A 13,199-nucleotide genomic window follows, 5' to 3' on the forward strand; every position below is an offset into this window, starting at 1 on the left:
AGAAATACATTAACTCCCTTTGTGTATGGTTTTTGATCCTCCTATACTTGTAAAACCCTGTGCTCGGGATCTCTTACATCACCTTTTAGACCTGTTGGTCCATTGGACCTTGGGGTCCACAATGTCATCAAAATCCCCTTTAATTATAGCATTAAAATAATAGTCCATGGTTATTCTTTATTTAATTCAATGTTGAGTTTTGCCAAGAGTATCAGTTCTGATTTGTTTTTACCTGAGAAGCTTTCGGCGATCGCATTGGCTGTTTTTAGTATTAATTGTTTCACTTGTTTTGTAAAGAGATGTTTTTGATCATTTTTATAAGTTACAAAATCATCATAACATGTTTTGACATTGAGTTTACCATCACTATATAATTGGTCAAAAACAACTTCTATTTGATAAGCGGCATCAGTGCCAAATTGATCCTGAAGATCGTCAATGGCAAGCCATTCTTTTTTTACAACTTCCTTTAGTTTGCTTATTTCTGCTTCAAGAACTTTATGGTCTGCAGCTGCAATTGCATAGAATAGCTTGCCAAGATTTTGGTAAAATTTTAAAGTCATTTGCTTTTTTGTTTTCATGATTGTGGTATTATAAGAATCAAATTTAACGGATATTAAAATTATTATAAATGATATAGGTCATTGTTTCAATGTAATAGACCATTTAATTTTATCAATGAATTATAAAATGGACCATTATGTTATCAATACTTCTTCCCACAGACTTTTCTGAAAATTCAATGAATGCCATAAAATATGCATTGGAATTTTTCAAATACCAAAAAACCGAATTCTTTTTTATGCATGCGTACCAAAATGAATTCTACGATCATGATGAACTCGTTTCTCGTGAGGTTTTTGATGATATTCTGGATGGCGTAAGGAACCAATCCCAAAGCAATCTTAGAAAACCTACTGAAAACAGTTAACGAAATAGCACCAAATCCCAGATTTTCATATCATATCATTTCGTCTGACAATACGCTTGTGGAAGAAGCCAATCTCATTGCCGATGCCAAAAATATAGATTTGATTGTCATGGGAACAAAGGGCAAATCAGCTGAACGCCATATTGTATTTGGTAGTCAAACCTTTCAAGTATTAAAGTATGTACAATGCCCCGTATTGGCAATCCCATCCAATTATACAAATGGACAACCCAAACACATTCTATTTCCAACTGATTACCTTATTCCCTACAAACGTCGCGAATTGAAGTTGTTGTGTGATTTGGCTTCATCCTACCGAAGTATTGTTGACGTATTATATGTTTCAAAAAGTGATAAGTTATCAATTAGACAAGAAGATAATCAGGCTTTTATAAAAGAAACTATCTGTAAAAACGAAATTAATTTTTATACGGCACAAAGTAAAAAAGTAGCTGAAGCCATTCAGAATTATATAAATAATAATGCCATAGACATGTTGGTTATGGTCAATACCCAACATTCGTTCCTGGAAGATATGTTGTTTCCATCAACTATAGATAAAGTGAGCCTTGATCTTAAGATACCACTTTTGGCAATGCAAAATTCAACGCGCTCTATATAAACACACTAAAAATTATAGACTATGAAAAATATTCTTTTACCTTACCGATTTTTCCGATAATGCTTGGAATGCCATCAAATATGCCATCCAGCTCTATAAGGATGAAGAATGTACCTTTCATTTGTTCAATGCTTATACACCAATTATTTACCACGTAGAATATGTGCTGATCAATCCTGCGCAATTTGGTTTGGGCGATGCCATTAGGAATACCGCACAAGAGAGTTTAAGCAAGTTGAAAGCAAAAATTTTAAATGAATTTAAAAATAATCCCAATCACAAATTTGAAACGAGACTCTGCGATTATAAATTGGCTGATTTTTATGATGACCGTCTGAATTGATAGTTAGTATGTTCAACAACTTCCCAAATTAACGGGAAGCCAACAAGAAGGGAAAACCCATAGTTCAGAATAATAATAATAATAATAATAATAATAATGTGACTATTATCACATTTCTTCTTATCTGCCTATCGTACATTTAGAAGAAATACATATAAAAGATGCCAGAATCTGAAGATGATTATTTAGACAATCATTACATCCACCGGAGTAATTGGTTAAGAGCGGCCGTTCTTGGAGCGAATGACGGCATTCTATCTACAGCAAGTCTTGCTATAGGTGTTGCTGCTGCAAGTGATTTTAGAGAGCCAGTAATATTGGCAACCGTTGCCGGACTGGTTGCGGGTGCATTGTCAATGGCAGCAGGAGAATATGTTTCTGTAAGCTCTCAAACAGATGTAGAAAAGGCAGACATTGAAAGAGAACGTCTGGAATTGGAGGAAATGCCAGAAATTGAACTGTTACGCTTAGCTGAAATTTACGAAAATAGAGGCCTCAAAAAAGAAACCGCTTTAATAGTAGCCAAAGAACTAACAGAAAAGGATGCCTTGGCTGCTCACGTTAGAGATGAGTTGGGAATTAATGAAATGAGTCAAGCCAAACCAATCCAAGCCGCCTTTGCCTCTGGGGCAGCCTTTACGGTTGGAGGCATAATGCCGCTTCTGGTAGTATTATTTTTACCATTGATAAACATGGAATATTATCTCTATGGTTCTGCTATTCTATTCTTAATAGGTTTAGGAAGTTTATCCGCGAAAACTGGAGGCTCTAATGTTTTGAAAGCAATTATTAGAGTTACATTTTGGGGCACGATTGCCATGGGATTAACCGCATTGGTCGGATATCTTTTTGGCATTAGTTTAGCTTAAAAAATAAATGATGATATAGTTTTGGACAAGGTAATAGCTGCCAATATCATATACTCAATAAACATATTAAAGCGATGATTATCGATAGGACTAACTATTCTAAACTATACCACAGGCTGCACTGGAAATGGAACTTCCGGCATTGTTGATAAGGATGTTCTGGTAAGGCGCATCGAGTATGATCTAAAGAAGCGTATGATGAGGTCATCACCATAATATGTGATGTTGAAAAAACCCAAACGAAACCGACCGTGGCAATGGTGAAACACCCTTTCCAACCGCAGATCTTAAGAATAAAGATTGATTGTGAAGATAAGTTTTCAGCGGAAGTTCTGGTTGGTAAGATCTAAGAAAACCTTGCTAAATTCGAAAAATGGAACCGAAATTTTATGCGACAAGTTCTGCCAAGTCGAATATATTTGCTGATGCTGGCACCCCGATACTGCCAGTATGCAATTAGAGCAAGCTCAGTTGACAATGAAAACACCTAAGGGGTTTGTGATGTGGAGGAGGCCATCAAATCGAGTCCCATTGAATATATTTTTAGTTCTACGCATCTGGTCATGCTGTTGACCTTGTTTTTTTGGCACCAGTTCTCCCATTAGGTTCTAGTCCATAACATATAGTAAAGGTTTGCTCATAGATTATCCACGCCCTATTTATTTGGCCTCCATCACTATAGGAGACCCACCGAAAAATGCAGTTTAATTTTTTGTTTTGAGATGCGTGGTTCTATTTGTATTCATTCTAAATTGTTATCTTTGTCCTTCAAAATAAATAACAAATGAAGAACTTAATATTAGCCGTAGCTGCTTTTTTCATATTGTCTGCGTGTAAAAACGAGAGCGAAAAAAAGGACAATGCTGCAGTAGATGAAATGGCGAAGGATCAGGTTGTAAATGTATATACCCACCGTCATTATGAGCCAGACCAAAATATTTTCAAAATGTTTGAAGAAAAGACGGGCATCAAAGTGAAGGTCATCAATGCCAGTGCTGACGAATTGATTCAGAAAATGCAAATGGAAGGAAAACAATCGCCTGCCGATGTTTTGATCACGGTAGACGCCGGAAGATTGAGTCGGGCCAAAGATCAAGGCTTATTGCAGAGTATAGACTCTGAACTTTTAGAAAAGTCAATTCCTGCACATTTGCAAGATGTGGACAACCAGTGGTTTGGATTGACCAAAAGAGCTCGAATTATAGCGTACGCAAAAGATAGAGTGACTCCAGAAGAACTTTCAACGTATGAAGATTTGGTAGACAAAAAGTGGAGAGGAAAAATTTTGGTACGGTCTTCTTCCAACATTTACAACCAGTCATTAATGGCTTCCATCATTGCCAACGATGGCGAGGAGGCTGCCAAGAATTGGGCTGAAGGCATTGTCGCAAATATGGCTCGTTCTCCAAAGGGCTCGGACAGAGATCAGGTAAAAGCGGTAGTAGCTGGAGAAGGCGATCTTGCGATCGTAAACTCCTATTACATTGGTAAAATGTTGAATTCCCCAGACGCTGAAGAAGTGAAAACAGCCCAGCAAATTGGATTGTTTTTCCCCAATCAAGAAGGCAGAGGCACCCACATCAACGTGAGTGGCGCAGGTGTTGCCAAGTATGCACCAAACAAAGAAAATGCCATTCGGTTTATTGAGTTTTTGATCAGCGAAGAAGCGCAGCAAATATTTACCGATGCCAATTACGAGTATCCTATTATTGACAGTGTTGAACCCGTTAAAGACATCAAGGACTGGGGCGCTTTCAAGGAAGATACTTTAGAATTGAACAAATTAGGAGCAAACAATAAAAAAGCCGTTTTGATTTTTGATGAGGCAGGGTGGAAATAAAAACAAAGCGTTCTCCTTAAAAACGAGACTCACAAGATTAAAGAGAGACAGCAACAGATGGTCAGTATTTACGCTGGCCATTGTTCTTTTCTTGGCTTTGCCCATTGTTTTTATTGGGGTAGAGCTGTTTTCTGGGCCTGGGGAAACTTGGGGGCATATTGTTGAATACTTATTGCCAGACTACATTTGGAATTCCCTGTATCTGGTTTTTTTCTGTAGTATTCTCGTTTTAGTTTTAGGCGTGTCTTCTGCTTGGTTTGTGTCGCGTTTCGACTTTCTTTTTCGGAAGCAAATGGAATGGCTGTTAATCCTTCCGCTGGCCATTCCTTCCTATATTGTGGGTTATGCCTATGCAGGGATTTTCGACTACGGCGGAAGCATGGATCTTATATTCCGACAACTCAACCTCGATTTTGTTCGCATTGATATCATGAACAGAGCGGGACTCGCATTCGTATTAAGTATTTCGCTGTTTCCCTATGTGTATGTGAGTGCTAGGGCATTCTTCCTCAATCAAGCCAATAATCTTTTAGAAGCTTCTAAAATGTTGGGCGTTGGGGAAGCAAAAACCTTTTTCAAACTCATGTTGCCACTGGCGAGACCAGCCATTGTTGCGGGATTGGTTTTGGTGTTGATGGAAGTGCTTAATGATTACGGTGCTGCCAAATATTATGGCGTCAATACGTTTACTACAGGAATTTTCAGATCTTGGTTCTCATTGGAAGAGCCTCAAACAGCGGTCTATTTATCGGCTTTATTGATCCTCATTATTTTTGCATTGATCCTTTTCGAAAAATGGCAAGTGCGTAAAGTGAAGTTTACATCTGCAAAAAGCAACAGTACTCAAATTCAGAGAAAAGAACCGAAAGGCGCTATCAAGTGGGGCATCTTTTCAGTCGTGTTGCTACCTATTCTTTTAGGCTTTATTTTGCCAGTTGCACAGTTAATTTATTGGGCTATACTAACGGCATCCACTGTTTTTGACTTTAGGTTTATCGTTTTGTCCTTTCAGAGTTTTGGAATCGCCATTACTTCTGCTATTATTACAGTATTCTTCGCGCTTTTATTGATTTACTTTTCCAAATGGAGTGCGCTTCGGTTTATTAAAAATGTTGCACGTGTTGGTGTTTTGGGCTATGCCATTCCCGGTGCTGTGATTGCCATAGGGATTATGATACCCACTTTAGCCTTAGACAAATGGCTCATTAAAATGCTTGGCAATTTTGGGATCGATTCGGGCTTAATCATCAATGGCACATTAATCGCCCTGTTTTATGCCTATGCTGTTCGCTTCTTGGCTGTGGCTTATAATCCGATAGATTCCACAGCCTTGAAAGTAGACAATTCCATTCCAGATTCATCTAAGGTTTTGGGCGTAGGAAATTTGAAAACCTTTTTTAAGATTGAATTTCCACTGATTAAAACTGGTGTATTCAGCGCCGTGATTTTGGTGTTTATTGATGTCATGAAAGAATTGCCATTAACCCTCATTTTAAAACCTTATCACGTTGATACTTTAGCAGTGAAAGCCTTTGAATATGCCAGCGATGAGATGGTCATGGAAGCATCGATTCCCTCACTTTTCATTATCTTTACTGCCATGATTCCCGTGATATTTTTAAATAAATTATTGATTAAAAGATAACCATGTTAACAATTGATTCGCTTTCCAAAAGTTTCGACAAAGGCAAAAATTACGCCATAGAAGATGTGACCTTCAACTTGAAGGCCGGCCATGTGTGTGCCATTGTAGGGGAAAGTGGAAGTGGGAAAACAACTTTGGTGCGCTTGATTGCCGGACTCGAAAGACCAGATCACGGAAGCATTGCAATGGAGGGAAAAGTGATTGCCTCCCTAAATAAATTTGTGCAACCTGAGAAAAGAAAGATTGGATTGGTGTTTCAGGAATATGCACTTTTTCCGCACTTAACCATTTTGGATAATATTTTATACGGAATTTCAAAAGTAAAGCACAAGAAACAGAGAGCGCAAGACATGCTTGATTTGGTGGGTTTAGATGACATGGGCAGCCGCTACCCACATCAACTTTCAGGTGGGCAGCAGCAGCGCGTGGCCTTAGCAAGAGCCCTAGCGCCCGAGCCCTCTTTATTGATTTTGGATGAGCCTTTCAGCAATCTCGATACCATGTTGCGTACACAGTTGCGAAACGAGGTGTTTGATATTATTAAAAAGACGGAAGTCACCGTGTTGTTTGTTACCCACGACACCCAAGACGCACTTTCTGTAGCCGATGAAATTTTGATATTACAAAATGGTAAAGTCATTCAAAAAGATGTGGCTTCAAACCTATACGTAAAACCCAGTACCTTATATGTGGCTTCATTATTTGGAAGCACCGTTCACATCAACAAGAACTTGCAGAATGCCTTTCGTTGCCCTTTAAAGGAAACCTGTTGCCATGCCATCCGGAACGAAAAGATTAAAGTGAATCCGTCCCCGGACGATTTTGATTGTGAATACCTAACAACAGCACAAGTCATTAAAAAAATTGAACTTGGCGATTCCATCCAATTGCTATTAAAGCTTGAGTCTGGAGAGCAATTAACCGTAATAACCCAAGATAAAAACATTGCCGATACCATTAATATTGGCTTCAATTCGAAGGATATCTTAGAATTTGATCAGGAACAATAATCTTAGAAGCTTAAAACCAAGACCTAGGTTTTTTCTTATTAGACCATTTTAAATGTGTTTCCATAAGTGCTTTTAATTTTTTTCTGAAGGAAATTTAAATGTTTTTTTAATTGAAGACCTTGACTGGATATTGAAAAATGGACTGACATAGCGCTCTCTTTTCAGCCAACCCAATGTTAAAAAATGAGCCATCCGGACATATCTTATACAGATAAAATAGCCAATTACAATCATGTTGCTTGTTAAGCTCTTCATTCCAATTTTAGTGATATCTTCAACTGCATGTTATTGCCCAAGTATCAATTAAAAACAATTTAGTTTTCAAAGTTTTAATAAAGTGTCTAATACTTAATTCATAGCATGACCAAATTGAGAAATAAATCACTAACGCATAATTGGTAAATTTTAAGCCAATCTTAAGAAAAACTAAATCTCAACTTAATTAATAAGTGTAACTTTTGCCCAATGAGAATTTTAATAGTAGAAGATGAACCAGGTATCTCTAACTTCCTCAAACAAGGTTTGGAAGAAGAGTCTTATGCGGTAGATATTGCCGAGGAAGGTAAAAGAGGCCTCCAATTAGCGCTATCTGGAGACTATGATTTGTTGCTTTTAGATTGGATGGTGCCAGGTTTGAGTGGTATTGAAATCTGTCGGCAATTCAGAACAGCGTTTAGAGATACCCCTATCATTTTTTTAACAGCAAAAGACACGGTTGATGAAACGATCTTCGGACTCCAATCTGGTGCCAATGATTATATCAAGAAGCCTTTTAATTTTGAAGAACTTTTAGAGCGCATCAAAGTGCAACTACGCCCAAAATCTGGGGAGCATTCCGTTTTTAAACTCGGCAACATTACACTAAACACCGCTACACATCAAGTCTTTAAATCTGACGAAGAAATAAGCCTTACTCAAAAAGAATTTGCCTTGTTGGAATATTTAATACGTAACAAAGGCATCGTCTGCCGGAGAACCCGCATCATCGAAAGTGTTTGGGATATCCATTTTGAATATAACACAGGAGTTATTGACGTATATATTAATGCGCTTCGGAAAAAATTAAAACTTGGAGAAGATGAAAATTATATACAAACCGTGCGTGGAATTGGCTACGTGGCAAAAGAAATATGAACCTAACTTTTAGAAATAGAATTGCATTACATTATATGATAGCCACTGCCTTAATTATGGGCGTGGCTTTTGCCGTTGTTTATTTTGTGGTGCAAGGCACCGTATATCAAAACCTAGATAATGACCTTTCTTTTGAAGCTGAAAAGCATACTACTGAAATTATAGTTGTTGGCGATAGCGTAAAAATAATAAATAAACGAGAGTGGGAAGAAAGGGAGCATGGAGAAGTTCAGGTAAACCCAGTTTTTATTCAAATACTGAACAAAGAAGGCAAGTTCATGGACAAATCGCCAAACCTAAAGGAAGATGTTCTTGTCTTTAACGCAGAACAGAATTACGGCGGCCACTTCAACGAAGTATTGAATAGCAGAGCCATTAGACAAGTACAGCTGCCTATTGAAGAAAACGGTAAAATCAAAGGGTTTATTTTGGCGGCCATGTCATTGGAAGCCTCCAGAATGGTGTTACTTAATCTGCGGAATGTGTTGATTATTTCATATTTATTTCTATTGTCAGGACTTTATTTTATCTCCAGATATTTGGCAGGTCGTGGCATCATCCCAGTAAAAATTATTACTGAAACAACAAAAAGAATTACAAAAAGTAACTTGAATGAAAGGGTCGTTTTACCCCAAAACAAAGACGAACTCTACGAATTATCTTCGGGGATCAACCAATTATTACAGCGTATTGAAAGCGCGATTGAACGAGAGCGTCAATTTACGTCTGACGCTTCACACGAATTGCGGACACCGCTATCAACCTTAAAGGGAACTTTGGAGGTATTGATTCGAAAACCAAGGGAGCGGTCAGAATATGAAGATAAAATCAAATTCAGCCTTACAGAAATAGACCGAATGACCGCCATTATAGAACAGCTGTTACTGTTGGCAAGGTTAGATGTCAAATCAATATCGGTGGATAAACAGCTAGTTGCTTTACCAACCATCATTGACGACATTCTTTCAAGGCATAAGAAACACATATCAGAAAAAAACCTCGCCATAGACTTTCATAATGGCGCTACTTTAGAAGCACTCGTGCCGCAATATTATTCAAATTTGATCTTGGAGAACATCATTGGCAATGCCATAAAATATTCTAACGACGCTACCAAGATACATATAGACATCGCGCTTCTAGACTCAAAAGTTGTTTGTAAAATTCGAGATGAAGGCATAGGCATCAAAAAAGCGGATTTGGATAATTTGTTCAACCACTTTTTTAGGTCAGATGCGCTAAACCATAAAAGCATTTTAGGAAACGGTCTAGGACTTTCCATAGCCAAAAAGGCTGCTGATGCTATACAGGCAGAAATTCGGGTAGAAAGCGAATTTAACCTAGGGACCACTTTCACCATTCAATTTTAAGCCAATCTTAAGAATCACTTTAGAAAATCTTTAAATTCTGAAACTACTTTTGTCAGGTTAATAGCTCTAAATTAACCTGAAATACTATGAAAAACATACTCATTGTCTTCACCTTGATGATTTCTTCAATGGTCTCTGCCCAGAATTGGGAAACTAATTGGATCATTGCATCGGCAAAAGCAGAAAAGAACAAACAAAACGTAGTCTTGGTGTTTTCAGGATCAGACTGGTGTGCACCGTGTATTAAATTGGACAAAGAAATTTGGAGTACGCCTAAATTTCAAGAACTTTCAAAAGACTCCTTTGTAATGTTGAGAGCAGATTTTCCTCGCAGAGGCAAAAATGCATTAACCAAAGACCAACAGGACCATAATAATAGTCTGGCTGAAAAATATAACCAAAATGGATACTTTCCATACGTGGTTGTTTTAAATTCAAAAGGTAAGGTTTTAGGAAGTTTAGGGTACCAAAAAACAACCCCAGAATTGTATTTCAAAAAACTCAAAGCACTTGAAAAATAGTCTTTTTATAATCGCATTTATCATAACATCTTTGGCTACTGCTCAAGAAGTCGTTGTCAAAACGGTTAAACTTATGGGAAGTCGTTTTGACCTCACTGTTGTGGCAAAAGATTCTACCCAATGTTATGAATATATTGATCTCGCCATAAACGAAATTTCTAGAATTGAAAAACTTATTTCCTCTTGGGACAAAAACTCACAGACCTCCGAAATCAATAGAAATGCAGGAATAAAGCCTGTGGTCGTTGATGATGAGTTGTTTCGGCTTATAGAACGCGCCATAAAAATTTCAAAACTAACCAACGGCGCCTTTGACATCAGTTATGCCTCAATGGATAAAGTTTGGTTTTTTGATGGCAGTATGACAGAGATGCCAGCTGAAGAAGACATCAAGAAATCAGTAGAAAAAGTAGGTTATCAAAATATCATTCTAGATGAATCCACACATTCCGTATTTCTAAAATTAGAAGGAATGAAAATAGGGTTTGGAGCTATTGGCAAAGGGTATGCAGCAGATAAAGCCAAAGCATTATTGCAAAGCAAAGGCGCAACCGCTGGGATTATAAATGCTTCTGGCGATTTAAACACCTGGGGCAAACAGCCTAACGGAAAAGATTGGATGGTGGCCATTACCAATCCTTTAAATAAAGAAAAAGTCTTTTCATGGATGCCTGTCTATAATAGCGCCGTAGTGACTTCTGGGAACTATGAAAAATATGTACGGTTCAATAACACCTTATACACGCATATTATTGACCCAAGAACCGGATATCCAGCCACTGGAATTTTAAGCGTCACCATTTTCACAAAGACCGCTGAACTTGCTGATGCTTTGGCAACGTCCATTTTTGTAATGGGTGTTGACACTGGCTTGGATTTTATCAACCAATTAAAGGGCGTTGAATGCATCATCGTTGATAAGGACAATAACATTATTACCTCAAAACATATAGAATTAAATCCAATTAAAAATGATTAAAAAAACAGTAGTACTAATAGGTATCGTAACAACAATGACGTCTTGTGTTGCCGTTAAAGAATACGAGAAAGTAAATATCAGTGACCCTGATATGGCATTGTCACAAAGAAAAATAGACAGGTTTGAAACCAACTTTCAAGTCTATAGGGAAGCTGCGGCTGGCGCCAACGGCGGAAAATCTGGTGGTGGATGCGGGTGTAATTAATTAACAACAAAGAAATTGAAAAAAATAGTCAGTATTGCTGTTCTTCTTATAATTTTTGGAAAAATAACGGCGCAACAAGATTCTACAAAAGTCTATAAAAAACGGGTATTAGAAACTACTGAAGTAGATTTTCTAACAAGTTACTATGTGCAAGATGGAACTAATGCGTCTGTAACCGGAGGGATCGGAAACGAACATTTAACCGATTTTACGCCTACCATCATCGTGAGTATTCCTTTGAATGCAGATGATGTTGTTACCGTAGATGCCGGAATTTCAACCTACACCTCTGCATCATCCAGTAACGGGAATCCTTTTGATGGTGCAGCGACTGCTAATGGACCTACAGGGACTCCGTGGGTAGCGTCTTCAGGTGCTTCGAGACAAGATACTTGGGCAAGTGTGGGTGTTGATTACTCGCATAGTTCTGATAGCAGAAATACCGTTTGGAACGTTGATGCGTCCTTTGCCACCGAATATGATTATTCCTCCATAGGCTTTGGTGGTGGTGTAACCCAACTTTTTAATGAAAAAACACAACGGTTGGTGTGAGCGCCAAAGTGTATCTAGATGCTTGGAGACCAATTTATCCTACTGAATTAAAAGCCTATGCCGATACCAACGGAAATTTGAACGATGGCTTTTTTCAGGGGGTCACTATTTTAGACCAAAATGGAAATGCAAGCGGCAATTGGCGTCCCGCAAACGGATTTGGTTTGATTCAAGATAAATCTCGAAATTCATATTCCGCCTCCTTCAGTTTTTCACAAATATTAAGTAAGAATGCTCAACTATCAGTGTTTGTAGATGTGGTAAAACAACAAGGTTGGTTGGCAAACCCTTTGCAGCGGGTTTATTTTGGCGATGTTCCCAATTATTATATTGGCAACTCGGCAAGCATCCCTAATTACACATCGCCAACCAATACAGACGTGTTTCAATTGGCAGATGATATTGAACGACTTCCTGATAGCAGATTTAAAGTTCCAATTGGATTGCGTTTAAATTATTTTATCAATGAAACCTTTGCATTGCGAACCTATTACCGCTATTATTTTGATGATTGGGGCGTATCTGCCCATACCGCAAATATAGAACTGCCTATTAAAATCTCTGATAAATTCACCCTGTACCCATCCTTTAGGTATTACAGTCAAACACAAGCAGATTATTTTGCACCCTTCGATGAGAACTTATCTACAAGTGCCTATTACACTTCAGATTATGATTTATCGAAATTCAGTGCCAACCAATATGGCTTCGGAATAAGCTATACCGATATTTTTACAAAATTTCACATTTCAAAATTTGGATTGAAAAGTATCGATTTAAAATATGCCAATTATAAACGGAACACGGGTTTAAAAGCCAACATTGTGTCTCTCGGGCTAAAATTTTTGATGGATTAAGTTATATTTTTTTTACCTAAAATGACGGCAATTTGTAATAGTCAAAAGCTTGATTTTACTTTAAATATTTAAGCCAATCTTAATACGGTCTTTAGACAATTATTAAAATTCACATCTACTTTTATATTTGAATTAGCAATACCACATTTGAAAAGGAATTTATATCGTCTCTTAACCTTTAATTTTTTGTTAGTGTCAATTGGTTAATAGCTGCAAAGGCCCTGAATACTTTTTCGGGGCTTTTGTTTTTAATGGGATAGCCTAAAAAAATCTTTTTTAAGCCAATCTTAAGAAACCGTTTAGATGGGTTTTAGATACGCC

Annotated in this window: 13 protein-coding genes and 1 pseudogene; 13 read left to right on the forward strand and 1 reads right to left on the reverse strand. The window is 37.6% G+C overall.

The features are described 5' to 3' along the window. Nucleotides 1-170 precede the first annotated feature (170 nt). Nucleotides 171-581 carry a hypothetical protein gene (locus tag A9996_RS10075; RefSeq protein ID WP_066434072.1) on the reverse strand — a complete coding sequence of 137 codons (411 nt, stop codon included), beginning with the start codon at nucleotides 579-581 and terminating at the stop codon, nucleotides 171-173. 119 nt (nucleotides 582-700) lie between these two features. On the opposite strand from A9996_RS10075, the gene A9996_RS20565 reads away from it, so the two are divergent. From A9996_RS20565 to A9996_RS10135, 13 genes and pseudogenes are all read left to right on the forward strand, one after another. Then, a complete protein-coding gene (locus A9996_RS20565; RefSeq protein WP_248912340.1) occupies nucleotides 701-931 on the forward strand; it encodes a universal stress protein in 231 nt (76 codons plus the stop codon). Nucleotides 932-989: 58 nt separating this feature from the next. Beyond that, nucleotides 990-1,553: a universal stress protein gene (locus tag A9996_RS10080; protein ID WP_248912341.1), complete on the forward strand. Its 564-nt coding sequence runs from the start codon at nucleotides 990-992 to the stop codon at nucleotides 1,551-1,553. A 121-nt stretch (nucleotides 1,554-1,674) separates the two neighbouring features. After that, nucleotides 1,675-1,896 carry a hypothetical protein gene (locus A9996_RS10085; RefSeq protein ID WP_066434075.1) on the forward strand — a complete coding sequence of 74 codons (222 nt, stop codon included), beginning with the start codon at nucleotides 1,675-1,677 and terminating at the stop codon, nucleotides 1,894-1,896. A 161-nt stretch (nucleotides 1,897-2,057) separates the two neighbouring features. Next, nucleotides 2,058-2,765: a VIT1/CCC1 transporter family protein gene (locus A9996_RS10090; protein ID WP_066434078.1), complete on the forward strand. Its 708-nt coding sequence runs from the start codon at nucleotides 2,058-2,060 to the stop codon at nucleotides 2,763-2,765. A gap of 784 nt (nucleotides 2,766-3,549) precedes the next feature. Beyond that, entirely contained in the window at nucleotides 3,550-4,605 is a 1,056-nt protein-coding gene (locus A9996_RS10095) for a Fe(3+) ABC transporter substrate-binding protein (RefSeq protein ID WP_066434087.1), read from the forward strand. Continuing rightward, complete coding sequence (locus A9996_RS10100) at nucleotides 4,586-6,250, forward strand: ABC transporter permease (RefSeq protein WP_066434095.1); 1,665 nt, start codon at nucleotides 4,586-4,588, stop codon at nucleotides 6,248-6,250. Before A9996_RS10095 ends, A9996_RS10100 begins: the two co-directional genes overlap by 20 nt. 2 nt (nucleotides 6,251-6,252) lie before the next feature. Beyond that, nucleotides 6,253-7,260 (forward strand): ABC transporter ATP-binding protein, encoded by a 1,008-nt coding sequence (locus A9996_RS10105; protein WP_066434097.1) that lies wholly within the window; start codon nucleotides 6,253-6,255, stop codon nucleotides 7,258-7,260. 465 nt (nucleotides 7,261-7,725) lie between these two features. Beyond that, a complete protein-coding gene (locus A9996_RS10110) occupies nucleotides 7,726-8,394 on the forward strand; it encodes a response regulator transcription factor (protein WP_066434101.1) in 669 nt (222 codons plus the stop codon). Continuing rightward, the gene (locus tag A9996_RS10115; RefSeq protein ID WP_066434105.1) at nucleotides 8,391-9,764 is read left to right on the forward strand and encodes a sensor histidine kinase; all 1,374 of its coding nucleotides are present in this window, start codon (nucleotides 8,391-8,393) and stop codon (nucleotides 9,762-9,764) included. Before A9996_RS10110 ends, A9996_RS10115 begins: the two co-directional genes overlap by 4 nt. Before the next feature lie 86 nt (nucleotides 9,765-9,850). Next, the gene (locus A9996_RS10120) at nucleotides 9,851-10,285 is read left to right on the forward strand and encodes a thioredoxin family protein (protein WP_066434109.1); all 435 of its coding nucleotides are present in this window, start codon (nucleotides 9,851-9,853) and stop codon (nucleotides 10,283-10,285) included. Continuing rightward, the gene (locus A9996_RS10125) at nucleotides 10,275-11,264 is read left to right on the forward strand and encodes an FAD:protein FMN transferase (RefSeq protein WP_066434116.1); all 990 of its coding nucleotides are present in this window, start codon (nucleotides 10,275-10,277) and stop codon (nucleotides 11,262-11,264) included. The genes A9996_RS10120 and A9996_RS10125 overlap by 11 nt, the downstream gene beginning before the upstream one ends. Then, the gene (locus tag A9996_RS10130) at nucleotides 11,257-11,469 is read left to right on the forward strand and encodes a DUF4266 domain-containing protein (protein ID WP_066434124.1); all 213 of its coding nucleotides are present in this window, start codon (nucleotides 11,257-11,259) and stop codon (nucleotides 11,467-11,469) included. The genes A9996_RS10125 and A9996_RS10130 overlap by 8 nt, the downstream gene beginning before the upstream one ends. 15 nt (nucleotides 11,470-11,484) lie before the next feature. After that, nucleotides 11,485-12,878, forward strand: a pseudogene (locus A9996_RS10135) (DUF3570 domain-containing protein). The last annotated feature ends 321 nt before the right edge of the window (nucleotides 12,879-13,199 follow it).

This window comes from Gelidibacter algens, from assembly GCF_001678675.1.
In the GTDB taxonomy this organism is placed as follows: Bacteria; Bacteroidota; Bacteroidia; order Flavobacteriales; family Flavobacteriaceae; genus Gelidibacter; species Gelidibacter algens.

Excerpts from the sequence above, each read along its gene's own strand:
- A9996_RS10120 (WP_066434109.1), top strand. The coding sequence starts at position 9,851 with ATGAAAAACATACTCATTGTCTTCACCTTGATGATTTCTTCAATGGTC.
- A9996_RS10100 (WP_066434095.1), top strand. The coding sequence starts at position 4,586 with ATGAGGCAGGGTGGAAATAAAAACAAAGCGTTCTCCTTAAAAACGAGA.
- A9996_RS10115 (WP_066434105.1), top strand. The coding sequence starts at position 8,391 with ATGAACCTAACTTTTAGAAATAGAATTGCATTACATTATATGATAGCC.
- A9996_RS10090 (WP_066434078.1), top strand. The coding sequence starts at position 2,058 with ATGCCAGAATCTGAAGATGATTATTTAGACAATCATTACATCCACCGG.
- A9996_RS20565 (WP_248912340.1), top strand. The coding sequence starts at position 701 with ATGTTATCAATACTTCTTCCCACAGACTTTTCTGAAAATTCAATGAAT.
- A9996_RS10110 (WP_066434101.1), top strand. The coding sequence starts at position 7,726 with ATGAGAATTTTAATAGTAGAAGATGAACCAGGTATCTCTAACTTCCTC.
- A9996_RS10095 (WP_066434087.1), top strand. The coding sequence starts at position 3,550 with ATGAAGAACTTAATATTAGCCGTAGCTGCTTTTTTCATATTGTCTGCG.
- A9996_RS10130 (WP_066434124.1), top strand. The coding sequence starts at position 11,257 with ATGATTAAAAAAACAGTAGTACTAATAGGTATCGTAACAACAATGACG.
- A9996_RS10075 (WP_066434072.1), bottom strand. The coding sequence starts at position 581 with ATGAAAACAAAAAAGCAAATGACTTTAAAATTTTACCAAAATCTTGGC.
- A9996_RS10105 (WP_066434097.1), top strand. The coding sequence starts at position 6,253 with ATGTTAACAATTGATTCGCTTTCCAAAAGTTTCGACAAAGGCAAAAAT.